Origin of the sequence: Streptomyces sp. TRM49041, from assembly GCF_008271805.1 — a bacterium.
Taxonomy (GTDB): Bacteria; Actinomycetota; Actinomycetes; order Streptomycetales; family Streptomycetaceae; genus Streptomyces.
The window spans coordinates 69,455-94,147 of sequence record NZ_VSRY01000159.1 but is presented as its reverse complement, the minus strand read 5'-3'; the positions used below and the strand labels follow the sequence as shown (position 1 = coordinate 94,147).

Genomic DNA, 24,693 nt, shown 5'->3' with positions numbered 1-24,693 from the left:
GTGAAGGGCGGGCGAGGCCCGTCCGGGAAACTGTGGACGATGCCCAGGGGGAGGACCCCCCATCGGCATCATGTGGAGGAGGCGCTGTGAGCAGCGACCCGTGGGGCCGCGTCGACGAGACGGGCACCGTGTACGTGCGTACTGCCGATGGCGAGAAGGTCGTCGGATCGTGGCAGGCCGGTTCTCCCGAGGAGGCCCTGGCCTATTTCGAACGCAAGTACGAGGGCTTGGTTGTCGAGATCGGCCTCCTCGAGCGGCGGGTGAAGACCACCGACCTGTCCGCGAAGGACGCGATGACCGCGATCGCCCACCTGCGGCAGCAGGTCGACGAGCACCACGCGGTCGGGGACCTCGACGCGCTTGCCAAGCGGCTCGACAAGCTGGTCGAGACGGTGGAGTCGCGTCGCGAGGAGCGCAAGGCCCAGAAGGCGAAGCAGACCGACGAGACGCGGCGTGCCAAGGAGGCGCTGGTCGCGGAGGCCGAGGAGCTCGCGCAGAGCGAGCAGTGGCGGGCGGCCGGCGAGCGGCTGCGCTCCCTCGTGGACACGTGGAAGGGTCTGCCGCGGCTCGACCGGAAGTCGGACGACGAGCTGTGGCACCGCTTCTCGCACGCCCGCTCGGCGTTCTCCAAGCGGCGCAAGGCGCACTTCGCGGCGCTCGACGCGCAGCGCGAAGAAGCCCGTCGGACCAAGGAGCGGCTGGTCGCGGAGGCGGAGTCGCTGTCGAACTCCACCGACTGGGGTGCGACGGCCGCGCGGTACCGCGAGCTGATGGCGGAGTGGAAGGCCGCGGGCCGGGCGCAGCGTGAGCACGAGGACGATCTGTGGAACCGTTTCCGCGGTGCGCAGGACGTGTTCTTCGCGGCGCGCGGCGCGGTGTTCGCCGAGCGGGACGCCGAGCAGGCCGAGAACCTCAAGCTGAAGGAGGAACTCGCCGCGGAGGCCGAGAAGCTGGTGCCGGTGACGGACCTGAAGGCGGCCCGGGCGGCCTTCCGGGCCATCAACGAGCGGTGGGAGGCCGTCGGCCATGTGCCGCGGGACGCCCGGCCGAAGGTCGAGGGCCGGATGCACGCCGTGGAGCGGGCGCTCCAGGAGGCCGAGGAGGCCGAGTGGCGCCGCACGAACCCGGAGGCACGCGCGCGTGCCGCAGGTCTGACGGGCCAGCTCCAGGACGCCGTCGACAAGCTGCGCAAGCAGATCGACACGGCGCGCGCCGCGGGCAACGACGCCAAGGCGGACAAGCTCACGCGTGAGCTGGAAGGCCGCCAGGCGCTGCTGGACCAGGCTCTCAAGGGCCTGGAGGAGTTCGGCGGCTGACGGAATAGCCACCAGACGCGCGAAAGGGCCGGTACGGATGTCCGTACCGGCCCTTTCGCGCGTCCGTGTGTCGTCCGCGTAGGTCGTGCGCGACGTCCGGGTCCGGCCTTACGGCCTGCGGGCCGAGGTCACGCGGTACACGTCGTACACGCCCTCCACACCGCGGACGGCCTTCAGGACATGCCCCAGATGCTTGGGGTCGCCCATCTCGAAGGTGAACCGGGAGGTGGCGACCCGGTCGCGGGACGTCTGGACGGCCGCGGACAGGATGTTCACATGCTGGTCGGACAGGACGCGGGTGACGTCCGACAGGAGCCGGGAGCGGTCCAGCGCCTCGACCTGGATGGCGACCAGGAAGACCGACGACTGGGTGGGGGCCCACTCGACGTCGAGGATCCGCTCGGGCTGCTGCGACAGCGAGTCGACGTTGACGCAGTCCGCGCGGTGAACCGATACGCCGCTGCCGCGGGTGACGAAGCCGATGATCGGGTCGCCGGGCACGGGCGTGCAGCAGCGGGCGAGCTTGATCCACACGTCCTCGACGCCCTTGACGACGACACCCGGGTCGGCCTTGGCGCGGCGCTTGGCGCGGCCCCGGGAGGGCGGCGCGGTCTCGGCGATGTCCTCGGTGGCGGCCTCCTCGCCCCCGAGGGCCTGTACGAGCTTCTGCACGACGCCCTGGGCGGCGACATGGCCCTCGCCGATCGCCGCGTACAGCGACGAGATGTCGGGGTAGCGCATCTCGTGCGCGAGGGTGACCAGGGAGTCGCCCGTGAGGATGCGCTGGATCGGCAGGTTCTGCTTGCGCATGGCGCGGGCGATGGCGTCCTTGCCGTGCTCGATCGCCTCGTCGCGGCGCTCCTTGGAGAACCAGGCGCGGATCTTGTTGCGGGCGCGCGGCGACTTGACGAAGCCGAGCCAGTCGCGGGACGGGCCGGCGCCGGCGGCCTTGGAGGTGAAGACCTCCACGAGGTCGCCGTTGTCGAGGGTCGACTCCAGCGGGACGAGCCGCCCGTTGACCCGCGCTCCTATGGTGCGGTGGCCGACCTCGGTGTGGACGGCGTATGCGAAGTCGACCGGGGTGGCGCCCGCCGGGAGCGCTATGACGTCGCCCTTCGGGGTGAAGACGAAGACCTCGTTGCGTGACAGATCGAAGCGGAGTGACTCCAGGAACTCGCCGGGGTCCTCGGTCTCCTTCTGCCAGTCCAGCAGCTGGCGCAGCCACGCCATGTCGTTGACGTGGTCGTCCTTGCCGGACTTCTTCGGCACGTCGGTGCGCACCTTGGAGGCGCCGGCGACGGCGTCCTGCTTGTACTTCCAGTGCGCGGCGATGCCGTACTCGGCGCGGCGGTGCATGTCGAACGTGCGGATCTGCAGCTCGACGGGCTTGCCGTTGGGGCCGATGACCGTCGTGTGGAGCGACTGGTACATGTTGAACTTGGGCATCGCGATGTAGTCCTTGAACCGGCCGGGGACCGGGTTCCATCGCGCGTGGACGGTGCCGAGGGCGGCGTAGCAGTCGCGGACCGTGTCGACGAGGACGCGGATACCCACCAGGTCGTAGATCTCCGCGAAGTCACGGCCGCGGACGATCATCTTCTGGTAGACGCTGTAGTAGTGCTTGGGGCGGCCGGTGACGGTGGCCTTGATACGGGCGCCGCGCAGGTCGGACTGGACCTCGTCGGTCACTATGGCGAGGTACTCGTCGCGTTTGGGGGCGCGCTCGGCGACGAGGCGGACGATCTCGTCGTACATCTTGGGGTAGAGGATCGCGAAGGCGAGGTCCTCCAGCTCCCACTTGATGGTGTTCATGCCCAGGCGGTGGGCGAGCGGCGCGTAGATCTCGAGGGTCTCGCGGGCCTTCTGCTCCTGCTTCTCCCGCCTGAGGTAGCGCATGGTGCGCATGTTGTGCAGGCGGTCTGCGAGCTTGATGACCAGGACCCGGGGGTCCTTGGCCATGGCGACGACCATCTTGCGGACGGTCTCCGCCTGGGCCGCCTCGCCGAACTTGACCTTGTCGAGCTTGGTGACGCCGTCGACGAGGAGGGCGACCTGGTCGCCGAAGTCGCGGCGGAGGTCCTCCAGGCCGTACTCGGTGTCCTCGACGGTGTCGTGGAGGAGGCCCGCCATGAGCGTCGCCGGGTCCATGCCGAGCTCGGCGAGGATGGTGGTGACGGCGAGCGGGTGTGTGATGTACGGGTCGCCGCTCTTGCGCTTCTGGCCGCGGTGCCAGCGCTCGGCGACCTGGTAGGCGTTCTCGATCTGGCGGAGAGTCGCCGTTTCGATCTTCGGGTCGTTGCTCCGCACTATCCGCAGCAACGGCTCCAGGACCGGGTTGTACGGCGACGAGCGCTGCACGCCGAGGCGGGCGAGGCGGGCGCGTACCCGGTTGGAGGAGCCGCCGGCGCGGGCCGTGGAGGGCGGTGCGGGCTTGGGAGCCGAGACCGGGGCCGGGTGGGCGGCGCGGGGTGGTACCGCCGCGGCCTGCTTGGGGTCCGCGGGCCTTTCGGGCTTGCTCGGCGTGTTCGGCCTGGTCGGCGACGTGCCGGAGGAAGCCGCGGCCTGGTCGGCCCGCTGATCGGGGGTCGCGGCGGAGAGTGGCTGGGCCTCGTCTGGCAAGGGAGCTCCTCGTGCGGGTCCGGGTCCCCCGGTGAGTCCCGGAAATCCCATGGTATCGACCTCGGGCGCCCCTCTCGTCCCGGGAGGTTCCTGGCGGGACACCCGACAACGCGGAACGGGCACCCGATGTTCCCGGATGCCCGTCCCGTACGTTTTCGGCCGCCCGCGAAGGGGTCTCGGCCGGTGCCCGGACCGTGTTCCCAGGCCCGCTCGTAGACCGTGGTCAGACGGTGATCAGCGCCTCCAGCGGGGCGCCGCGCAGGGCCGTCTCCAGCCGGGCTCGGCCGGCGAGGAAGCCGAGCTCCATGAGGACGGCGACACCGGCCACCTCGGCGCCGGCGCGACGGATGAGCTCCAGCGACGCCTCGGCGGTGCCGCCGGTGGCGAGGACGTCGTCGATGACCAGGACCCGGTCGCCCGGGGCCAGGTCCTCGGCGTGGACCTCGATCTCCGCCGTGCCGTACTCCAGCTCGTACGCCTGCCGGAGAGTGGCGCCGGGCAGCTTGCCCGCCTTGCGGACCGGCACGAACCCGATCTGCGCGCAGACCGCGACCGGGGCGGCGAGGATGAACCCGCGCGCCTCCAGTCCGACGATCTTCGTGGCCCCGTGGCGTGCGCTCAGCTCGGCGAAGGTGCCGGTGAGCGCGGCGAACGCCACGGGGTCCGCGAGCAGCGGCGTGATGTCCTTGAACATGACGCCGGGCTTCGGGTGGTCGGGAACGTCCCGGATACGGCTGAGGAGCAGCTCCCGGGTGGTCTCGGTGGTCGTCATCGGCGCTTCTCCGAGGACCGGCCGCGGACACGGCTCGCCGGCCGGGTGCCACGCGGGGCGACGACTGGTCCGGCGCCGACCCTGGTCGAGTCGTCGTCGGGTCGAGACCGACCGAGCCGACCGACCGGGTCCGCCGAGTCGTCCCCCGACTCCTCGGGGTCGTCCTCGGTCAGTCCGCGCTCGGCCCGCCTGGCTCGCTTGGCGAGCACGCGCCGGTCGTGCTCCGCGACGTCCGGCTCGCGTGTCTTGAGCTCGACGACCACCGGGGTGGCGAGCATGATCGAGGAGTAGGTACCCGCGGTGAGGCCGACGAACAGCGACAGGGCGATGTCCTTCAGCATGCCGCCGCCGAGGAGACCGGCGCCGATGAAGAGCAGTCCGGCCACCGGCAGCAGGGCGACGACCGAGGTGTTCACCGAGCGGACCAGCGTGGCGTTGAGACCCTGGTTGGCGAGATCGCCGTAGGTGTAACGGGACTGGTGGGATGCGGTCTTGGTCTTCTCGTTGACCTTGTCGAACACCACCACGGTGTCGTAAAGCGAGTAGCCGAGAATCGTCAGCAGGCCGACCACCGTGCCGGGGGTGACCTCGAAGCCGACGATGGCGTACACGCCGACGGTGATCACCAGGTCGTGGACGAGCGCCACGAGAGCGGCGACGGCCATGCGCCACTCGAAGGCGATCGCCAGGTAGACACTCACCAGCACCAGGAAGATCACCATGCCGGTGAGGGCCTTGCTGGTCATCTGCTCGCCCCAGCTCGGGCCGACGAGCTCGGCGTCGAGCCTCTCGGCCGGGATGCCGAGGTCCTCGGCGAGGGCCTCCCGGGTCTCACCGGAGGTCTCGGTGTCCAGGCCGGTGACCGTGATCCGGAGCGCGCCGTTGCCGAGCTTCTGCACACGGGCGTCGCTGCCGGAAGCGGACTGCGCGGTGGAGCGCGCCTCCTCCACCGACAGACCCGGGTCGGCAGGAGTCGTGAAGACGGCGCCGCCCTGGAATTCGACACCCATCGTCAGGCCCTTGAAGCCCAGCCCGCCGAGTGAGATCGCGATCATGAGCAGTGAGATCGCGTACCAGATCTTACGGCGACCGATGAAGTCCACGGCGGTCTCGCCACTGTAGAGGCGGGCGCCGAAGCTGCCGATCCGTGACATCTCAGGCCTCCTTCGGGTCGGCGGACTTGACGAACGAACGGCGTCCGCCTCTGATCGGCGGCCGGCCGGCCAGCCGCTTGGGGTCGAGACCGGACCACGGGTGGCCGCTGGAGAAGAACTTCCGGCGGGCCAGCAGGCTGGTCAGCGGCTTCGTCAGCAGGAACACCACCACGACGTCGAGGAGGGTGGTGAGGCCGAGGACGAAGGCGAAGCCCTGCACCGAACCGACAGCGGCGAAGAACAGCACCACGGCCGCGAGGAACGAGACGACGTCGGAGACGAGGATGGTGTGCCGGGCCCGCGGCCAGGCGCGCTCGATGGCCGGACGCACCGACCGCCCCTCGCGGACCTCGTCCCTGATCCTCTCGAAGTAGACGATGAAGGAGTCCGCCGTGATACCGATGGCCACGATGGCGCCGCAGACGGCGGGCAGGCTGAGCGCCAGGCCGATGGCCGGTCCCAGCAGGCTCATGATCGCGTACGTCATGGCGCCCATGGCCAGGAGGCTGGCGATCGCCACGACGGCGAGCGCCCGGTAGTACACCAACAGGTAGACCACGACGAGCAGCAGACCGATGGCACCCGCGATCAGGCCCGCCTTGAGCTGCTCCCCGCCGAGCGTCGGCGAGATCGTGAGTACGTTGGCCTCCTCGAAGGTGAGCGGGAGGGCACCGTAGGACAGGATGTTGGCGAGTTCCGTGGCGGACTGCTTGTCGAAGCTACCGGAGATCTCCGCGCTCCCGCTCAGTGTGGTCTGCACCGACGGGGCGGAGACGACCTGGCCGTCCAGCGTGATGGCGAACTGGTTCTGCGGGGGGGCCTGCTGCGACAGCTTGCTGGTGATCTGCTGGAACTTCTTGGAGCCGGCGGAGGTGAAATCCATCTGCACGATCCACATGCCGCGCTGCTGGTCGATGGCGGCCGTGGCGTCGTCCACGTCGGTACCGGCGACCTCGGCCGGGCCGAGGATGTACTTGGCGTCACCCTCGGTGCCGCACGCTACGGTCGGCTGCTCCGGCGGAACCTCACGGGCCGGATTGGGCACGGCCTTCTGGTCGCCGGACTTCGCGGCCCCGGGGGTGCAGTCGAGCGCTGCGAACTTCTGCTGCAGCTCCGCGTTGTCCTGGTCGGACGTGTCGGCCGGGGGCGTGGGCGCCGTGGGGTTGGGCGAGCCGGAGGCGTCGGCACCGGCGGTGGCGCTCGGGGTGGGCGCCTTCTTCAGGGCGTCGGTGACGGCGCGGCCCTGTGTCGTCGCGGAGGCCGACGGGCTCGCGGAGGAGCCGGCGGACGGCGTCGTGGACGCGGACGGCGTCGTGGACGCGGACGGCGTGGGACTGCCGGACGGCGTCGGCGCGGCCGGCGCGCTCGGGGCCCAGGTCAGCACCGGACGGAAGTAGAGCTGCGCGGTCGTACCGACCTGCTCACGCGCCTGCTTCTCGTTGGTTCCCTTGGGGATGGTGACGACGATGTTGCGGTCACCCTGTGTCTGGACCTCGGCCTCCGAGACGCCCAGACCGTTGACCCGGCGGTCGATGATGGCGACCGCGGTGTTCAGGTTGGTCGGGTTGACCGCGTCCTCCTTGCCCGGCTGTGCCTTCGCCTCAAGGGTGATGGTCGTTCCACCCGCGAGGTCGATACCCAGACGCGGCGTGGTGGCCTTGAAGAGGAACATTCCCCCCGCGAGACCCACCATGACGGTCAGGATGAGGGCGAGCGCACGGCCCGGCCTGCCTGGGCCACTGGGCCTCCGGCCCTTCTTCGGTGCTGCCACCTTGTCGTTTCTCCCTGTCCAACCGCCCCGCGCCGGGTGTGCGCGGGGCGGCCACGAAGTGTGTGTGGGGACCTGCCCCCGCAGATGCAGATGTGACGCGATCCGGGGACCGCGCGTCACCGGTGGGCGTCGCGCGGTCCCCGGCCGTGGCTACTTCGCGTCGGCCTCGCCGTCGCCCTTACCGTCCTTCTTCGGTGCGGCGTCCTCCGTGTCGGCCTTCTTGGTGAGGTCCGGCTTGGCGGCGCCCGAGGCGTCCGAGGAGTCGTCGGCGCCGGCCGCGCCGGCGGGCTCGGTCAGCGAGGAGGCGTCGTCCGGGACGGCCGGCAGGTCGTCGGACTTCAGGTCACCTTCGGTGTCCGAGTCCGTGTCGCCGTGGACGATGCGGTTGTACTCGTCGTCGTCGAGGACGGCGCCGATCGCGTTCTTCGCGTATACGGCGTGAACGCCGGGCGCGACTTCGAGGAGGACCGTGTCGTCGCCGACCTCCTTGACGGTGGCGTACATCCCCCCGATCGTCCGCACGCCGGTGCCGGGCTGCATCTGGTTGCGCATCTGCGCCGCCGCCTGCTGCTTCTTCTTGGCGGAGCGGGTCATCAGGAACATGGCCCCGATGAGCACGATGAACGGGAGGAGGGTCACGATATCCACGGGACGGAATTCCTTCGCACGACCGCGCTGGTGAGCGGCCTGATCTACGGGGGTGGGCACGCCGACCCGAAAGGGCGGCATCGGCGGAGTCTAGGCGAGTCCGCATCGATGGAACAACGCCCAGCATCGCACCGCGGTTCCCGAGCAGGCGAGCGTCCGCGCCGTCACATACGGATCACGCTCGGGTCACACACCGAACAGTCCCCGTTGTCCCCCGCCGGGGGCCGTGGCCTGCGGCGGTACGAGCCCGAGGTGGGTCCACGCGGCGGGGGTCGCGACCCGGCCACGCGGAGTGCGGGCCAGCAGCCCCTCCCGTACGAGGAAGGGCTCGGCGACCTCCTCGACGGTCTCGCGCTCCTCCCCCACCGCCACGGCGAGGGTCGACAGGCCGACCGGGCCGCCGCCGAACAGCTTCAGCAGCGCCTCCAGCACGGCCCGGTCCAGTCGGTCCAGGCCTCGGCCGTCGACCTCGTACACACCGAGCGCGGTCGCGGCGATCTCGCGGGTGATCACCCCGTCGGCCCTGACCTGGGCGTAGTCACGGACGCGGCGGAGCAGCCGGTTGGCGATCCGGGGTGTGCCGCGGGAGCGGCCGGCGATCTCGGCGGCGCCCTCGGCGTCGATGTCGACGTCGAGGAGGCGGGCGGAGCGGTGGACGACGCGCTCCAGCTCGGGCGGCGCGTAGAACTCCATGTGGGCGGTGAAGCCGAAGCGGTCGCGCAGCGGCGGCGGCAGCAGTCCGGCCCGGGTGGTGGCGCCGACCAGGGTGAACGGCGGCAGTTCGAGCGGGATGGCGGTGGCGCCGGGGCCCTTGCCGACGATGACGTCGACGCGGAAGTCCTCCATCGCCATGTACAGCATCTCCTCGGCGGGCCGGGACATGCGGTGGATCTCGTCCAGGAAGAGGACCTCGCCCTCCTGGAGGGAGGAGAGGATCGCCGCGAGGTCGCCGGCGTGCTGGATGGCGGGGCCGGAGGTGATCCGGATGGGGGCGCCCATCTCCGCGGCGATGATCATGGAGAGGGTGGTCTTGCCGAGGCCGGGCGCGCCGGAGAGCAGTACGTGGTCGGCGGTGGCGCCGCGGGCGAGGGCGGCTTTGAGGACTAGGTCGAGCTGCTCGCGGACCTTCTCCTGGCCGATGAACTCGTCCAGGTCCTTCGGGCGCAGCGCGGCCTCCACGGCCTGGTCCTCGCCGTCGGCGACAGGGCCCACCAGCCGCTCGGCGGCGGTCTCGTCGCTTGTGTCGTCCCAGTTCACTGAAGTTCTCCTCGCGGGGCGTGCCGGGGGCGTGCGTCTGTCGGCCGGGCGGTTCAGCGGGCCCGGTTGAGGGTCTGCAGGGCGGCCTTCAGCAACTGGCCGACCTGCGGCACGCCTTCGGCGGCCTCGGCCTGCGGGGTGACGGCGGCGACCGCCTCTTCGGCCTCGCGGGTGGCGTACCCGAGGCCGACGAGCGCGGCGTGGAGGTGGTCGCGCCAGCCGGGTGTGACGGTCGTGCCGATGGCCGGACGGCCCGTGCCGAGCGGTTCGCCGAGCCGGTCCTTGAGTTCGAGGAGGAGTTTCTGGGCACCCTTCTTGCCGATGCCGGGCACGGCCGTGAGGGCCTTCTCGTCGCCGGACGCGACGGCGACGCGCAGGGCGTCCGGGCTGTGCACGGCGAGCATGGCCTGGGCGAGGCGGGGGCCGACGCCGCTGGCGGTCTGGAGGAGCTCGAAGACCTGCCGTTCGTCGTCGTCGGCGAAGCCGTACAGCGTGAGGGAGTCCTCCCGCACCACCAACGATGTGTGCAGGCGGGCCTCCTGACCGATCCTCAGCCCGGAGAGCGTGTCGGGTGTGCACTGGACGGCCATGCCGACACCGCCGACCTCGATCACCGCGGTGGTCGGGGCGAGGGCGGCGACCGGGCCGGTCACAAAGGCGATCATGCGGTTCGGCCTTTCGTCGCGTGCTGTGCGGCGACCGCCTGCTGGAGGCGGTTCTGTGCGGGCGCCCGCCAGATGTGGCAGATGGCGAGGGCGAGCGCGTCCGCCGCGTCGGCCGGCTTGGGCGGGGCGGAGAGCCGCAGCAGCCGCGTGACCATCGCGCCGACCTGGGCCTTGTCGGCGCGGCCGCTGCCGGTGACGGCGGCCTTGACCTCGCTGGGGGTGTGCAGGGCGACGGGGATGCCGCGCCGGGACGCGCAGAGCATGGCGACCGCGCTGGCCTGGGCGGTACCCATCACCGTACGCATGTTGTGCTGGCTGAAGACCCGCTCCACCGCGACCAGTTCCGGGCGGTATTCGTCGAGCCAGGTCTCGATTCCCTGTTCGACGAGGACGAGCCGCGCGCCGATCTGTTCGTCCGCCGGGGTGCGTACGACTCCGACGCCGAGCATGGTCAGAGACTGCCCGGCCACGCCGTCGACGACCCCTACGCCGCACCGCGTCAGCCCGGGGTCAACACCCAAGACGCGCACAGCCCCTCCTTCCTTCGACAACCGCCTGAAGGCTACCGGCTGCGACTGACAGCACGACCGACCACACGGCCCGGCCGCAGCGGCCCAGGGCTGCGCTGCTGCCTTGCCTCCATGATCACCAACCACCACGATCGGACATATTCGCACGTTTGACCTACGTGCGAATGTTCGATGACTCATTCATCTCGAACGAACAACTCAGTAGGGGGACACATGCGTCGCATGTCCAAGATCGGCGTCACGGGCGCCACGCTCGCTCTTGCCATGGCGGGCCTCAGCTCGCCCGCACAGGCAGCCTCGTCGGACGTCCACCGCGGGAAGACCGGTTGCTTCAGCTGGTCCTGGGCCGAGGGCTGGACCACCACCACGGTGTACTACCGCAACACCTGCTCCTTCGAGTCCTCGATCAACATCTGGTGGCAGGACGGCAAGACCAGCAGGATGAAGAAGGTCACCGCCAAGGGCGGCGCGAAGGGCAGCGTCAAGAACACGGGCAGCTTCAAGCGGGTTGACTGAACGTGATCCCGCATCCCGCTGATTCCTGACACAGCAGGATTCCGAAGAGCGGCCCGCCGGTGTTCCGGCGGGCCGCTGTCCGTCTGCGCCAGGAATCCCGGCCCGCGGAGCAGCCGGCCGCGCCCAACGTGCCGACAGAACCGGCCGGACCGACGGGGTATCCGTCGGTCCGGCCGGTTCTGTCCCAGGTGCGTTGCCTTCGTCAGGCGTCGACCTTCTCCATCACGTCGTCCGAGACGTCGAAGTTGGCGAAGACGTTCTGCACGTCGTCGCTGTCCTCCAGCGCGTCGATCAGCTTGAAGATCTTGCGGGCGCCCTCCTCGTCCAGCTCGACCTGCATGGTCGGGACGAAGTCGGCCTCGGCCGAGTCGTAGTCGATCCCGGCCTCCTGGAGGGCGGAGCGGACCGCGACCAGATCGGTGGCCTCGCTGATGACCTCGAAGTTCTCACCGAGGTCGTTGACCTCCTCGGCACCCGCGTCGAGGACGGCACCGAGCACGTCGTCCTCGGTGAGCCCGGCCTTGGGGACGATCACGACGCCCTTGCGGTTGAACAGGTACGACACCGAGCCCGGGTCGGCCATCGAGCCGCCGTTGCGCGTCATCGCCACGCGGACGTCCGAGGCGGCGCGGTTACGGTTGTCGGTGAGGCACTCGATGAGCACCGCGACACCGTTGGGGCCGTAACCCTCGTACATGATCGTCTCGTAGTCGGCGCCGCCGGCCTCGAGGCCGGCGCCGCGCTTGACCGCCGAGTCGATGTTCTTGTTCGGGACGGAGCTCTTCTTCGCCTTCTGGATGGCGTCGAAGAGCGTGGGGTTACCGTCCGGGTCGGCCCCGCCGGTGCGGGCCGCGACCTCGATGTTCTTGATCAGCTTCGCGAAGAGCTTGCCGCGCTTGGCATCGATCACGGCCTTCTTGTGCTTCGTCGTAGCCCATTTAGAGTGGCCGGACATCTGCCTGTCTCCTTCGCGTAACCGAATACAGAACGAACCCCAGAGATCCTACCGGGATCTCATCCGAGCACCGTGCGCACCATGTCGACGAACAGGGCGTGCACCCGGTGGTCACCGGTCAGCTCGGGGTGGAAGGACGTCGCCAGCGCGTTGCCCTGGCGTACGGCGACGATGTGGCCGTCGTATTCGGCGACGACCTCGGCGGCCGCACCGACGGACTCGACCCAGGGGGCGCGGATGAAGACGCCCTCCACGGGGCCGCCGTCGATGCCGGTGACGTCGACGGACGCCTCGAAGGACTCGTTCTGCCGACCGAAGGCGTTGCGGCGGACGATCATGTCGATACCGCCGAGCGTCTCCTGGCCCGAGCGCGGGTCGAGGATCTTCTCGGCGAGCATGATCAGGCCGGCGCAGGTGCCGTAGACGGGCATGCCTCCCGCGATGCGCTCACGCAGCGGCTCCGTCATGCCGAACAGGTTCGCCAGCTTGGAGATGGTGGTGGACTCGCCGCCCGGGATGACGAGGCCGTCGATGTCGGCGAGTTCCTCGGGGCGCCGGACCGGCCTGGCCACGGCGTCCGCCGCGGCCAGGGCGACCAGGTGCTCCCGTACGTCGCCCTGGAGGGCCAGGACGCCGATCACGGGGGTGGTGCGCAACGAGCTCATCGGGGTCTACCAGCCCCGGTTCGCGTAGCGCTCGGCCTCGGGGAGGGTGTCGCAGTTGATGCCGACCATGGCCTCGCCCAGGTTGCGGGAGGCGTCGGCGATGATCTTCGGGTCGTCGTAGAAGGTCGTGGCCTTCACGATGGCGGCGGCACGCTTGGCCGGGTCGCCGGACTTGAAGATGCCGGAACCGACGAAGACGCCCTCGGCGCCCAGCTGGCGCATCAGCGCGGCGTCGGCCGGGGTGGCGACACCGCCGGCGGAGAACAGCACGACCGGCAGCTTGCCGAGCTCGGCGACCTCCTTGACCAGCTCGTACGGGGCGCGGAGCTCCTTGGCGGCGGCGAACAGCTCGTTGTTGTCGAAGCCGCGCAGCTTGGCGATCTCGTTCTTGATCTGGCGCAGGTGACGGACGGCCTCGACGACATTGCCGGTACCGGCCTCGCCCTTCGAGCGGATCATGGCCGCGCCCTCGGCGATACGGCGCAGCGCCTCGCCCAGGTTGGTGGCACCGCACACGAAGGGGGTGGTGAACGCCCACTTGTCGGAGTGGTTGACCTCGTCGGCCGGGGTCAGGACCTCGGACTCGTCGATGTAGTCGACACCGAGGGACTGCAGGACCTGCGCCTCGACGAAGTGGCCGATGCGGGACTTGGCCATGACCGGGATCGAGACGGCGTCGATGATGCCCTCGATCATGTCCGGGTCGGACATCCGGGCCACGCCACCGTCCTTGCGGATGTCGGCGGGCACGCGCTCCAGGGCCATGACGGCGACGGCACCGGCGTCCTCGGCGATCTTCGCCTGCTCCGGCGTGACAACGTCCATGATCACGCCGCCCTTGAGCTGCTCGGCCATGCCGCGCTTCACGCGCGCGGTGCCGGTCTCGGGGGACTGCGGGGTGGTGGTGGGCGTGGTGGACACGGAGACCTCACTCGGAAGTACGGGACGGGTACGGGACCCACGACAACACAGCGAGCAAACATGGCCGAGCCAGGCCACAGCAAGGGCCAATGGTGAGGCAGTGGCTCATTTTGGGAGAACGTACGGTGAAACGGCACCGCTGAGCAGCGGAGATGTGCTGCCCCGCCGTGCCCTGGAGCGCGGGCGCTAGGCGGGCCGGTCCGCCAGCGCGACCGGCGGCTCGTCGTCCATCTCGAACGCCATCGGGAACGGCGCGTGCCCCGCCAGCCGGAACCACCGCACCTTGCGGTGCCGCCGCAGCGCCCGCGCCGCCCGTACGGCGTCGTTGTGGAACCGCCGCGCCATGGGCACCCGGCGCACCGCGGCGGCCAGCTCACCCGCCGCCTCCTCGCCGCCGGGCGCCTCCCGTACGGCCTCCATCTGCTCCGGCTCCCCGAACACCGCGCGCAACGCCTGGCTCAGCTCGCTCTCAGCGACCTCCCGTTGCTCCTCCTCCGCCTGCCGGGCGGCGTGCGCGGCCTCGTAGAGGACGATCGACGCCGCCGGGTCCAGCACCCCGGACGTGGCCAGCTCCTGGGCGACCGACGCACGGCGCAGCAGCTGCGCGTCGAGCGCGGCGCGGGCGGCGTCGATACGGGCGTGCAGCCGGTCGAGCCGCCCCGCGGTCCAGCTCAGGTAAAGGCCGATCGCGAGCAGGGCTACGGCGATCCAGATCAGGGTTACGGTCACGGGCGCAAAGGCTACCCGGGCGCCGCTGCGCGCCGATTCAGCGCCGCCCGCTCACCCGCGAAGAAGGGAGGCCGCCACAGTGGGGCGAGGACTCGGCAGGCTCCCGGGAAGCGGCACCGGCACGGCGACCCGGCCCTGTGCCGGGCGAGGGCACGGCACGGCGACCCCGCCCTGTGCCGGACGAGGGCACGGCACGGCGACCCCGCCCTGTGCCGGGCGAGGGCACGGCACGGCGACCCCGCCCTGCACCGGACGAGGGCACGGCACGGCGACCCCGCCCTGCACCGGACGAGGGCACGGCACGGCGACCCCGCCCTGCGCCGGACGAGGGCACGGCACGGCGACCCCGCCCTGCGCCGGACGAGGGCACGGCACGGCGACCCGGCCCTGTGCCATGCCCCAGCGCGGCATCGGCACGACTTCCCGTCCAGGCGCGCACCCCCGGCCGCGCCAGGCGCCCCTCAGTCCCGCGACGCCAGCCCCCACCGCGCCCGAAGGCCCGTCGTGCGCTCGTCCGCCGCGACCGATGCCGCGCCGTCCGTGACCGTCTCGTACACCGCCAGGATGTCCGCGCCGACCGTCGACCAGTCGAAGCGCCGCACATGGGCGCAGCCCCGCTCCCGCAGCTCCGCGCGGCGGGTCTCGTCGCCGAGGAGGCGGATCGCCGCGTCCGCGAGGGCGTCGGCGTCCTCGTTGGCGAACAACTCGCCCGCCGCACCCTGGTCCAGGACCTGCGCGAACGCGTCCAGGTCGCTGGCCAGCACCGGCGCGCCCGCCGACAGCGCCTCGACCAGGATGATCCCGAAGCTCTCGCCGCCCGTGTTGGGCGCCACGTACACGTCCACGCTGCGCAGCAGCCGCGCCTTGTCCTCGTCGCTGACCATGCCGAGGAACTCCACGCGCTGCCGCATCTCCGCGGGCAGCGACGCGACGGCCTCCTCCTCGTCACCGCGTCCGGCGACCAGCAGCCGGGCCCCCGGGCGGGCCTCCAGGATCTTCGGGAGGGCCTTCATCAGCACGGGCAGCCCCTTGCGCGGCTCGTCGATCCGCCCGATGAAGCCGAGCGTCTCCCCCTGCCACGACGCCTTCGGCTCGGCCCGCGCGAAGAAGTCCACGTCGACGCCGTTCGGGATGACCACCGCGTCACCGCCCAGGTGCTCCACCAGGGTCCGCCGCGCGTACTCGCTCACCGCGATCCGTGCGCTGATCTTCTCCAGCGCGGGCTGCAGGATCGGATACGCCGCGATCATCGCCCGCGACCGGGGGTTCGACGTGTGGAACGTGGCGACGATCGGCCCCTGCGCCGCCCAGCAGGCCAGCAGCCCCAGCGACGGCGAAGCCGGCTCATGGATGTGGATCACGTCGAACGTGCCGTCGTGGAGCCACCGCCGCACCCGCGCCGCCGACAGGAACCCGAAGTTCAGCCGGGCCACCGACCCGTTGTACGGCACAGGCACGGCTCGCCCCGCCGACACGACGTACGGCGGCAGCGGCGTCCCGTCGTCGGCCGGGGCCAGCACCGACACCTCGTGCCCGAGGCCGGTCAGATGCTCCGCCAGGTCACGGATATGGAACTGAACGCCGCCCGGCACGTCCCAGGAGTACGGGCAGACGATGCCGATCCTCACATCGGCCCCTTCGCGGGATCCAGGTCGGCGAGCCACAGCCGCTGGAGCATGTGCCAGTCCTCCGGATGGTCGGCGATCCCTTCGGCGTAGGCATCGGCCAGCGCCTGTGTCATCACTGACGTCTTCGCGGCCCGCGTACCTGACTCCGGTACGTCGACCGGCGGATACACCCGCCCTCTAGTCACCGGGGCGTCCTCGTACCACAGCGTCACCGGCAGCAGCAGCGCCCCGGTCTGCTGGGCCAGCAGCGCGGGCCCGGCGGGCATCCGAGCCGTCTCGCCGAAGAAGTCCACCTCGACCCCGGACTCCGACAGGTCACGGTCCGCGACCAGGCAGACCAGGCCGCCCTCCCGCAGCCGCCGCGCCAGCCTCCCGAAGGCCGCCCCGCCGGTGTGCGGCAGCACCTCCATGCCCAGCGACTCCCGGTACGCCACGAACCGGTCGTACAGCGTCTCCGGCTTCAGCCGCTCCGCGACCGTCGTGAACGGCACACCGAGCGTACGCGTCACCCACACCCCGGCCAGGTCCCAGTTCGCGAGGTGCGGCAGCGCCAGAATCACACCGTTGCCGGCCTCCAGCCCGTCCTTCAGGTAGTGCACGTCCTTGATGTCGACGGCCCGCTCGACCCGCTCGGCGCTCCACGTCGGCAGCCGGAACGACTCCATCCAGTAGCGCATGTACGAGCGCATACCGGCCTTCGACAACTCCGCCAGCCGCGCCGGCGTGGCGTCGGGCACCACCCGCGCCAGGTTGGCCTCCAGCCGCAGCACGCCCTTGCCCCGCCGCTTCCACGCCGTGTCGGCGATCCGCCGCCCCAGTCCGGCCGCGACCGGCTCCGGGAGCTTCTTCACCGTCCCCCAGCCAAGCCCGTACAGCGCGTCGGTCAGCCGGTCCCTCGCCCCGCTCATGACGTGGCCTCACTCCCCCTCGGAGAACCGCCGCCGGCCTCCGCGTCCGCCTCCGCGGCCTCACGGCGCACCGTCACCACCCGCTGCCCCAGCGTCAACGCACTGCCCGCCGCCACGATCCACAGGGCGATCGGCAGCAGGATCTGGATGCCCGGCACGCCGAACCCGTGCAGCCCGGCCAGCCCCGCCGCGACCAGCGAGATCACCAGCCGCTCGGCCCGCTCCACCAGCCCGTTCACCGCGACCGGCAGCCCGATCGACTCCCCGCGCGCCTTCGTGTACGACACGACCTGGCCACTCGCCAGGCAGAAGATCGACACGGCACACAGCACGTTGTCGTCACCCCCGCCCGCGTACCAGAGCGCGAAACCGCCGAAGATCGCCCCGTCCGCCACCCGGTCCAGCGTCGAGTCGAGGAACGCGCCCCACCGGCTGGAGACCCCGGCCTGACGTGCCATGTTGCCGTCGACGAGGTCGGAGAACACGAACAGCGTGATGACGATCGTGCCCCAGAAGAACTCCCCGCGCGGGAAGAAGACCAGCGCTCCCGCCACGACACCCGCCGTGCCGACGAGCGTGACCGCGTCCGGGCTCACCCCGCGGCGGAGCAGAAACGCGGCGAACGGCGTGAGAACACGCGTGAAGAAAGCACGCGCGTACTTGTTCAGCATGGCCTTCCCGAGGGGTAGGTGGTGCCGCGCGGCCACTTCGGCCACCGGCGGGCCCATCGTAGTCACGGACCGCCCCGCCATCCCCGCGGGCACCCGCACCACCCCTCCGACGTCGGCCGATGTCCGACGTATGGACGCAGCCCCAACGGAGTGGAAAGCTCGAAGAACGACCGCGGGCACCACCGGAGCAGCCCCGCCGGGCTGGGGCCATGCCCACCCGCTCCCCCGCGCCCGCGCCCCCCACCTCACCGTCCAACAGCGATCGGGAGGAAGAACCATGGGCGACAAGGCGAACACCCACCCCGGGGCCGCCGGCAGGGCAGTAACGGCCGACCAGCCCTCATCCATCAGGAACGTGGTGCTGGTCGGCCACAGCGGCTCCGGCAAGACCACCCTCGTCGAGGCCCTCGCCCTCACCGCGGGCGCCGTCAACCGGGCCGGCCGCGTCGAGGACGGCTCCTCACTCTCCGACTACGACGAGATCGAACACCGCCAGCAGCGGTCGGTACAGCTCTCCCTCGTCCCCGTCGAATGGGGCGGCTGCAAGATCAACCTCCTGGACGCCCCCGGATACGCCGACTTCGTCGGCGAACTCCGCGCCGGCCTGCGCGCCGCGGACGCCGCCCTCTTCGTCGTCTCCGCGGCCCAGGAGGCCGACGCCGTCGCCGGCTCCACCCGCCTCGTATGGGATGAGTGCGCGGCGGTCGGCATGCCCCGGGCCATCGTCGTCACCCATCTCGACACGGCCCGCACCGACTTCGACCAGCTCACCCGCATCTGCGGCGAGATCTTCGGCGGCGACGACCCCGACGCGGTCCTCCCCCTCCACCTGCCCGTCCTCGGCCCCGAAGCCCCCGACGGACACGCCCCGGCCACCGGCCTCACCGGCCTCCTCACCCGCAAGATCTTCGACTACTCCTCCGGTGAACGGAAGGAAAACCCCCCGGACGACACCCAACTCCCCCTCATCGAGGACGCCCGGAACCGCCTTATCGAAGGCATCATCGCCGAGAGCGAGGACGAGTCCCTCATGGACCGCTACCTCGGCGGCGAGGACATCGACCTCAAGACCCTCATCGACGACCTCGAGAAGGCGGTCGCCCGCGGCACCTTCCACCCCGTACTCGCCGCCGCCCCGGCCGCCCCCGGCGGAAAACAGGGCCTCGGCACCGTCGAACTCCTCGACCTCATCACCCGAGGCTTCCCCACCCCCCTGGAACGCCCCGCACCGGACGTCACCACCCCGCAGGGCACGTCCCGCCCCGCGCTCGGCTGCGACCCCGACGGCCCCCTCGCCGCCGAGATCGTCAAGACCACCTCCGACCCGTACGTCGGCCGGATCTCCCTCGTACGCGTCTTCTCCGGCACCCTCCGCCCCGACGAGACCGTCCATGTCTCCGGACACGGCCTCGCCGACCGTGGCCACGAGGACCACGATGTCGACGAGCGCATCGGCGCGCTCTTCGCCCCCTTCGGCAAACAGCAGCGCCAGATGAACCGCTGCATCGCAGGCGACCTCGCCTGCGTCGCCAAACTGTCCCGCGCCGAGACCGGCGACACTCTCTCCGCCAAGGACGACCCGCTCCTCATGGAGCCCTGGACCATGCCCGACCCGCTCCTACCCCTCGCCATCCAGGCCCGCAGCAAGGCCGACGAGGACAAGCTCTCCCAGGGCCTGGCCCGGCTCGCCGCCGAGGACCCCACCATGCGCCTGGAACAGAACCAGGACACCCACCAGGTCGTCCTCTGGTGCCTCGGCGAGGCCCACATGGACGTCGCCCTCGAGCGGCTCCGCAACCGCTACGGAGTCCAGGTCGACGCCGTCCCCCACAAGGTCGCCCTCCGCGAGACCTTCGGCGACCGCGCCGCGGCCCGCGGACGCCACGTCAAACAGTCCGGCGGCCACGGCCAGTACGCCATCTGCGACATCCAGGTGGAACCCCTGCCGCCCGGCTCCGGCATCGAGTTCGTCGACAAGGTCGTCGGCGGAGCGGTACCCCGCCAGTTCATCCCGTCCGTCGAGAAGGGCGTCCGCTCCCAGGCCGCCCGCGGCGTCGCCGCCGGGTACCCCCTCGTCGACATCCGCGTCACCCTCGTCGACGGCAAGTCCCACTCCGTGGACTCCTCCGACGCCGCCTTCCAGACCGCCGGCGCCCTGGCTCTGCGCGAAGCCGCCGCCGACACCTCCATCAACCTCCTGGAACCCGTCTCCGAAGTCCAGGTCCTCGTCCCCGACGAGTACGTCGGGCCCGTCATGAGCGACCTGTCCGGCCGCCGCGGCCGCGTCGTCGGCACCGAACAGGCCGCCCCCGGACAGACCCTCGTCCGCGCCGACGTCCCCGAGCTCGAGATCGGCCGGTACGCCGTCGACCTCCGCTCCCTCTCCCACGGCACCGGCCGCTTCAACCGCGCCTACGCGCGCCACGAGGCCATGCCGACCCACGTCGCCGAGAAGATCCGCGAACAGAACCACGAACGCTCCACCCGCTGACCCCGAGCACCCCTCACCAGGGAGCACGGCCGCCCGCCACCCCCTCCGGCGGGCGGCCTTCGCCCGTTCCCCGTCTCCCTGACGTACACCCCCACTCCCCGATAGGCTGTAGTGCCCAGCTCAGCAAGTGTGCGAGGCCGCCGAGTTGGGAAAGGCCGCAGTGCGGGGAACAAGGGGTTGCGGCACACGCGTCGATGGGGGCGGCAGTGACAATGGACAGTTTCGGCCCCGGGGCACAGGTCCCGCTCCAGGGCTCGGACGGACAGACGGCGGCCACGAACGCGCTGGCCTCCGCCGCGTACCGGGACAGCCCGGTCGAGGACATCCTCAAAGCCAACAACGACTGGTACGAATCAACCGTCAAGAAGGGCAAGTTCTCCCTCTTCGAGCCCAACCTCGGCGAGGCCTTCTCCCGCGCGGTGGTCATCCGCATGCTCGGCGGCGGACGCAAACCCGTCATCCAGTCCTTCGGCACCGAACCCCAGCCGGTCGTCGAACACTGCCTCGCCGCCAACCGCATCCGCAGACAACGCGACCTCCGCCTCACCCTCATCACCCTCTTCTGCGGCGTGGCCTTCCTCCCCGGCCTCCTCATCTGGCTGCTCGTCTTCCAGCTGCGCCGCACCATGGCCGGCGCGGCCGGCAAACGCGCCGGCGCCACCGGCACTGCGCTCCTCCTCGGCGCCGGCGCCCTGGCCGTACTCGTACTGATCAAGCTGCCGACGACCGGCTTCCTGTCGCTCTACGTACGCGCCATGCTCATCGCGCCGGTCATCGGCTGGTTCCTCGCCAAGCACATCTGCGAAACCACCGCCAAGGACCTCCGCGCCCGCTGGGAGGCCCTCCTCAGCGGCGGCGGCGTCGCCGCCAAGATCCCGGAAGCCGTCCCCCAGAACCCCGGCGAGACCGCCGCCGAGGAACTCCGCCAGTCCCTCGAGAAGCTCACCGCCGAACAGCGCTCCAATGTCGTCTTCTACGCCGGCCCCCGCGGCATACTCGGCATGGGCACCCGCTGGGGCGGCTGGCACCTGGCCGAAGAGCTCAAACCCCGCGACGGCAAGGAGATCCACGCCTTCCGCACCTGGGACGTCATACGCCCCATCCACGACCAGCTGAAACTCCTGGAACGCGGCTCGCTCAAGAGCGGCTTCCCCACCCCGTCGGTCAAGCACTGGGTCGTGGTCCCCGTCGGCGACGGCGCGAAGGAAGTCGCCCGCCCCGACGGCGAGGACACCGTCATGTACCAGGTGAAGCCGCACGAGATCCAGCGCATCTGCAACGAGAACCAGTTCGGCAAGGGCAACCGCCACTACCTCGGCGTGCAGTTCGTCCTCTGGGACGGCCAGCTCGTCCTCACCATGCTGGTCACCGTCACGACCCTGCTGCACACCCTCCGTATCGAGGTCTCCGGGCACGCCCTCGGCCCGGTCCACTCCCTCTTCATGGGCAAGCCCGCCGCCAAGACCAAGGAAGTCTCCAAGACCGTTCGCTTCTGGGAGACAAGAGAGATCAAACTCCCCCTCGTCGAGACCAACGAGGTGGTCCGACTGGCCGTCCGCGCCCCGCTCACCTGGTTCCCGCCGGTCCTCGACTTCCTCGGCGGCAAACTCGTCCTTCCCGAGCCCTTCGGCCTCCGCCACGCCTGGGCCGGGGCACCCTGGCGCGACCGCTTCATGGCCGACGACGTCATCCGCGCGTCCACGCCCGTGATGCGCGCCGTCCACGCCGCGACGGTCAAGATGCTCGACGAACACGGCGTGGACACCAGCTCCATCGCCGACAGCAGCTTCACCGCCGACCCGGCCCCGAAGAAGGCCGACGTGTACGACGCCTGATCAGGCCGCGGGCCACGCCTCCGCGAGCATCCGCCGTGTGTCGGCCAGCAACTGCGGCAGCACCTTGGTGTGGGCGGTGACCGGCATGAAGTTGGTGTCGCCGCCCCAGCGCGGCACGATGTGCTGATGCAGGTGAGCGGCGATACCGGCACCGGCGGCGTCACCCTGGTTGATGCCCAGGTTGAACCCGTGCGCGCCGGAAGCGGTCCGCAGCGCGGTCATTCCACGCTTGGTGAACTCGGCGAGCTCGACGGTCTCGGCCTCGCTCAGGTCGGTGTAGTCGGCAACATGCCGGAACGGCACGATCATCATGTGTCCGCCGTTGTACGGGTAGAGGTTCAGCACCGCGTAGACGGTCTCGCCCCGGGCGACGATCAAGCCGTCCTCGTCGGACTTGGCCGGAATCGAGCAGAATGGACAGCCGTCGCCGGCCCCCGAGCCGGTGGGCTTGTTCTCCCCCTGGATGTAGGCCATCCGATGAGGGGTCCACAGGCGCTGGAACGCGTCCGGCGTCCCCACTCCGATCTGCTGCTCCGGCTCATTCGTCATGCGGATCAGCATATGGGCTACGCGCGACGACGGATGCGCCGAGGGGCGGTACCCGGCCGGGTACCGCCCCTGGGCTACGCCCGCCTACGCAGGGAGCACGTCACACCTGAACGCGGCGCTCCACCACATCGAGGAGCTTGGCGATGGCCTCGCCCTTGGGGATGCCGTTCTCCTGCGAGCCGTCGCGGTAGCGGAAGGAGACCGTGCCTGCGCTCATGTCGTCGTCACCGACGATGATCATGAACGGGACCTTCAGCTTCTGGTGGTTGCGGATCTTCTTCTGCATCCGGTCCGAGGATGCGTCCACCTCGACCCGCAGGCCCTTCTTCTTCGCCTCGGCGGCGAAGTCCTGCAGGTACGGGACGTGAGCGTCGCCCACCGGGATGCCTACCGCCTGGACCGGGGCCAGCCACGGCGGCATGGCACCCGCGTAGTGCTCGAGCAGCACGGCGAAGAAACGCTCGATCGAACCGAACAACGCGCGGTGGATCATGACCGGGCGCTGCTTGGTGCCGTCGGCAGCCGTGTACTCGAGGTCGAAGCGCTCCGGCAGGTTGAAGTCCAGCTGCACGGTCGACATCTGCCAGGTGCGACCGATCGCGTCCTTCGCCTGGACGGAGATCTTCGGGCCGTAGAACGCCGCGCCGCCCGGGTCCGGGGTGAGGGGCAGGCCCTGCTTCTCGGCCACCTGGCGAAGGGTCTCGGTGGCCTCCTCCCAGATCTCGTCCGACCCGACGAACTTGGTCTCGTCCTTGGTGGACAGCTCCAGGTAGAAGTCGGTCAGGCCGTAGTCGCGCAGCAGGTTCAGGACGAAGGTGAGCGTCTTGTCGAGCTCCTCCGCCATCTGCTCCTTGGTGCAGTAGATGTGCGCGTCGTCCTGTGTGAAGCCCCGGGCGCGGGTCAGGCCGTGCACGACGCCCGACTTCTCGTACCGGTACACGGTCCCGAACTCGAACAGCCGCAGCGGCAGCTCACGGTACGAGCGGCCCCGCGCGTCGAAGATCAGGTTGTGCATCGGGCAGTTCATGGGCTTGAGGTAGTAGTCCACGCCCTCGTCGAGCTGCATGGGGGGGTACATGCCGTCGGCGTACCAGTCCAGGTGCCCGGACTTCTCGAAGAGCTTGCCCTTGGTGGCGTGCGGCGAGTAGACGAACTCGTAGCCCTCTTCCTCGTGCCGACGGCGCGAGTAGTCCTCCATGACCCGGCGGATGATGCCGCCGCGCGGGTGGAAGACGGCGAGGCCGGAGCCGATCTCCTCCGGGATGGAGAAGAGGTCCAGTTCAGAACCCAGCTTGCGGTGGTCGCGCTTCTCCGCCTCGGCCAGGAAGTCCAGGTGTGCCTTCAGCTCGTCCTTGGACGGCCAGGCGGTGCCGTAGATGCGCTGGAGCATCGGATTCTTCTCGCTGCCGCGCCAGTACGCGGCGGCGTTGCGCATGAGCTTGAATGCCGGGATCGCGCGGGTGCTGGGCAGGTGCGGACCCCTGCACAGGTCCTTCCAGCACAGCTCGCCGGTCTTGGCGTCCAGGTTGTCGTAGATGGTCAGCTCGCCGGCGCCCACCTCGACGTCCGCGCCGTCGTCGCTGGACGCGGAACCCTTGAGTCCGATGAGTTCCAGCTTGTACGGCTCGTTCGCGAGCTCGTCGCGGGCGGCCTCGTCGGTCACCACGCGGCGGGCGAACTTCTGGCCGCGCTTCTGGATCTCCTGCATCTTCTTCTCGATGCGCTTGAGGTCCTCGGGCGTGAACGGCTTCTCGACGTCGAAGTCGTAGTAGAAGCCGTCCTTGACCGGCGGGCCGATGCCCAGCTTGGCCTCCGGGAAGAGCTCCTGGACGGCCTGGGCCATGACGTGCGCGGTGGAGTGGCGCAGGATGCCGAGACCGTCCTCGGAGGAGATCTCGACGCCCTCGACGGCCTCGCCGTCCTTGATCTCGTACGCGAGGTCCTTCAGCTCGCCGTCCACACGGGCCGCGACGATGGTGCGCTCACCGGCGAAGAGGTCGGCGGCCGTAGTGCCCGTCGTCACCACGCGCTCTTCCCGCTCGGAATCGCGTTGGATGATCACACGGACGTCTGACACCGGTCTCTCCTGACTG

General features: G+C 70.5%; 21 protein-coding genes. 4 read left to right on the top strand and 17 right to left on the bottom strand.

Going from position 1 to position 24,693, the window contains the following annotated elements:
* Nucleotides 1-86 precede the first annotated feature (86 nt).
* Nucleotides 87-1,316 (top strand): DUF349 domain-containing protein, encoded by a 1,230-nt coding sequence (locus tag FVS66_RS27005; RefSeq protein WP_149183834.1) that lies wholly within the window; start codon nucleotides 87-89, stop codon nucleotides 1,314-1,316.
* Between the two features lie 108 nt (nucleotides 1,317-1,424).
* On the opposite strand, the gene FVS66_RS27000 is transcribed toward FVS66_RS27005, so the two are convergent.
* The 8 genes from FVS66_RS27000 to ruvC form a co-directional block, all read right to left on the bottom strand.
* Nucleotides 1,425-3,935, bottom strand: a complete 2,511-nt coding sequence (locus FVS66_RS27000) for a bifunctional (p)ppGpp synthetase/guanosine-3',5'-bis(diphosphate) 3'-pyrophosphohydrolase (RefSeq protein WP_149183833.1) — start codon at nucleotides 3,933-3,935, stop codon at nucleotides 1,425-1,427.
* A gap of 223 nt (nucleotides 3,936-4,158) precedes the next feature.
* Nucleotides 4,159-4,707, bottom strand: coding sequence for an adenine phosphoribosyltransferase (locus tag FVS66_RS26995; protein ID WP_149183832.1), 549 nt, complete (start codon nucleotides 4,705-4,707; stop codon nucleotides 4,159-4,161).
* The gene (gene secF, locus FVS66_RS26990) at nucleotides 4,704-5,861 is read right to left on the bottom strand and encodes a protein translocase subunit SecF (protein WP_149183831.1); all 1,158 of its coding nucleotides are present in this window, start codon (nucleotides 5,859-5,861) and stop codon (nucleotides 4,704-4,706) included. Before secF ends, FVS66_RS26995 begins: the two co-directional genes overlap by 4 nt.
* Nucleotide 5,862: 1 nt before the next feature.
* Complete coding sequence (gene secD, locus FVS66_RS26985; protein ID WP_149183830.1) at nucleotides 5,863-7,632, bottom strand: protein translocase subunit SecD; 1,770 nt, start codon at nucleotides 7,630-7,632, stop codon at nucleotides 5,863-5,865.
* 150 nt (nucleotides 7,633-7,782) lie between these two features.
* Entirely contained in the window at nucleotides 7,783-8,280 is a 498-nt protein-coding gene (yajC, locus tag FVS66_RS26980; RefSeq protein ID WP_149183829.1) for a preprotein translocase subunit YajC, read from the bottom strand.
* 186 nt (nucleotides 8,281-8,466) lie between these two features.
* On the bottom strand, nucleotides 8,467-9,537 hold the full coding sequence (gene ruvB, locus FVS66_RS26975; protein WP_149183828.1) for a Holliday junction branch migration DNA helicase RuvB: 1,071 nt from the start codon (nucleotides 9,535-9,537) through the stop codon (nucleotides 8,467-8,469).
* 53 nt (nucleotides 9,538-9,590) lie between these two features.
* Nucleotides 9,591-10,202 carry a Holliday junction branch migration protein RuvA gene (gene ruvA / locus FVS66_RS26970; RefSeq protein WP_149183827.1) on the bottom strand — a complete coding sequence of 204 codons (612 nt, stop codon included), beginning with the start codon at nucleotides 10,200-10,202 and terminating at the stop codon, nucleotides 9,591-9,593.
* The gene (gene ruvC, locus FVS66_RS26965) at nucleotides 10,199-10,732 is read right to left on the bottom strand and encodes a crossover junction endodeoxyribonuclease RuvC (RefSeq protein ID WP_149183826.1); all 534 of its coding nucleotides are present in this window, start codon (nucleotides 10,730-10,732) and stop codon (nucleotides 10,199-10,201) included. The genes ruvA and ruvC overlap by 4 nt, the downstream gene beginning before the upstream one ends.
* 222 nt (nucleotides 10,733-10,954) lie before the next feature.
* Here ruvC and FVS66_RS26960 point away from each other — a divergent pair, with 222 nt between their 5' ends.
* On the top strand, nucleotides 10,955-11,248 hold the full coding sequence (locus FVS66_RS26960) for a hypothetical protein (RefSeq protein ID WP_149183825.1): 294 nt from the start codon (nucleotides 10,955-10,957) through the stop codon (nucleotides 11,246-11,248).
* Nucleotides 11,249-11,450: 202 nt separating this feature from the next.
* Here FVS66_RS26960 and FVS66_RS26955 read toward each other — a convergent pair whose 3' ends face one another.
* From FVS66_RS26955 to pgsA, 7 genes are all read right to left on the bottom strand, one after another.
* Nucleotides 11,451-12,203 carry a YebC/PmpR family DNA-binding transcriptional regulator gene (locus FVS66_RS26955; protein WP_149183824.1) on the bottom strand — a complete coding sequence of 251 codons (753 nt, stop codon included), beginning with the start codon at nucleotides 12,201-12,203 and terminating at the stop codon, nucleotides 11,451-11,453.
* A gap of 59 nt (nucleotides 12,204-12,262) precedes the next feature.
* Nucleotides 12,263-12,868 carry a pyridoxal 5'-phosphate synthase glutaminase subunit PdxT gene (gene pdxT / locus FVS66_RS26950; protein ID WP_187645709.1) on the bottom strand — a complete coding sequence of 202 codons (606 nt, stop codon included), beginning with the start codon at nucleotides 12,866-12,868 and terminating at the stop codon, nucleotides 12,263-12,265.
* A gap of 6 nt (nucleotides 12,869-12,874) precedes the next feature.
* A complete protein-coding gene (gene pdxS, locus FVS66_RS26945) occupies nucleotides 12,875-13,789 on the bottom strand; it encodes a pyridoxal 5'-phosphate synthase lyase subunit PdxS (protein WP_149183823.1) in 915 nt (304 codons plus the stop codon).
* Between the two features lie 186 nt (nucleotides 13,790-13,975).
* Nucleotides 13,976-14,518 (bottom strand): hypothetical protein, encoded by a 543-nt coding sequence (locus FVS66_RS26940; RefSeq protein ID WP_149183822.1) that lies wholly within the window; start codon nucleotides 14,516-14,518, stop codon nucleotides 13,976-13,978.
* 461 nt (nucleotides 14,519-14,979) lie between these two features.
* The gene (locus FVS66_RS26935; protein WP_149183821.1) at nucleotides 14,980-16,146 is read right to left on the bottom strand and encodes a glycosyltransferase family 4 protein; all 1,167 of its coding nucleotides are present in this window, start codon (nucleotides 16,144-16,146) and stop codon (nucleotides 14,980-14,982) included.
* The gene (locus FVS66_RS26930; protein WP_149183820.1) at nucleotides 16,143-17,054 is read right to left on the bottom strand and encodes a phosphatidylinositol mannoside acyltransferase; all 912 of its coding nucleotides are present in this window, start codon (nucleotides 17,052-17,054) and stop codon (nucleotides 16,143-16,145) included. Before FVS66_RS26930 ends, FVS66_RS26935 begins: the two co-directional genes overlap by 4 nt.
* Complete coding sequence (gene pgsA, locus FVS66_RS26925) at nucleotides 17,051-17,725, bottom strand: phosphatidylinositol phosphate synthase (protein ID WP_149183857.1); 675 nt, start codon at nucleotides 17,723-17,725, stop codon at nucleotides 17,051-17,053. Before pgsA ends, FVS66_RS26930 begins: the two co-directional genes overlap by 4 nt.
* Before the next feature lie 277 nt (nucleotides 17,726-18,002).
* Here pgsA and FVS66_RS26920 point away from each other — a divergent pair, with 277 nt between their 5' ends.
* Both FVS66_RS26920 and FVS66_RS26915 read left to right on the top strand, forming a co-directional pair.
* Entirely contained in the window at nucleotides 18,003-20,216 is a 2,214-nt protein-coding gene (locus FVS66_RS26920) for an elongation factor G-like protein EF-G2 (RefSeq protein WP_149183819.1), read from the top strand.
* A 212-nt stretch (nucleotides 20,217-20,428) separates the two neighbouring features.
* Nucleotides 20,429-22,051: a hypothetical protein gene (locus FVS66_RS26915; protein ID WP_149183856.1), complete on the top strand. Its 1,623-nt coding sequence runs from the start codon at nucleotides 20,429-20,431 to the stop codon at nucleotides 22,049-22,051.
* Here FVS66_RS26915 and FVS66_RS26910 read toward each other — a convergent pair whose 3' ends face one another.
* Both FVS66_RS26910 and thrS read right to left on the bottom strand, forming a co-directional pair.
* Nucleotides 22,052-22,612 (bottom strand): HIT domain-containing protein, encoded by a 561-nt coding sequence (locus FVS66_RS26910; RefSeq protein WP_149183818.1) that lies wholly within the window; start codon nucleotides 22,610-22,612, stop codon nucleotides 22,052-22,054.
* 88 nt (nucleotides 22,613-22,700) lie between these two features.
* Nucleotides 22,701-24,677, bottom strand: a complete 1,977-nt coding sequence (gene thrS, locus FVS66_RS26905; protein ID WP_149183817.1) for a threonine--tRNA ligase — start codon at nucleotides 24,675-24,677, stop codon at nucleotides 22,701-22,703.
* Between the last annotated feature and the right edge of the window lie 16 nt (nucleotides 24,678-24,693).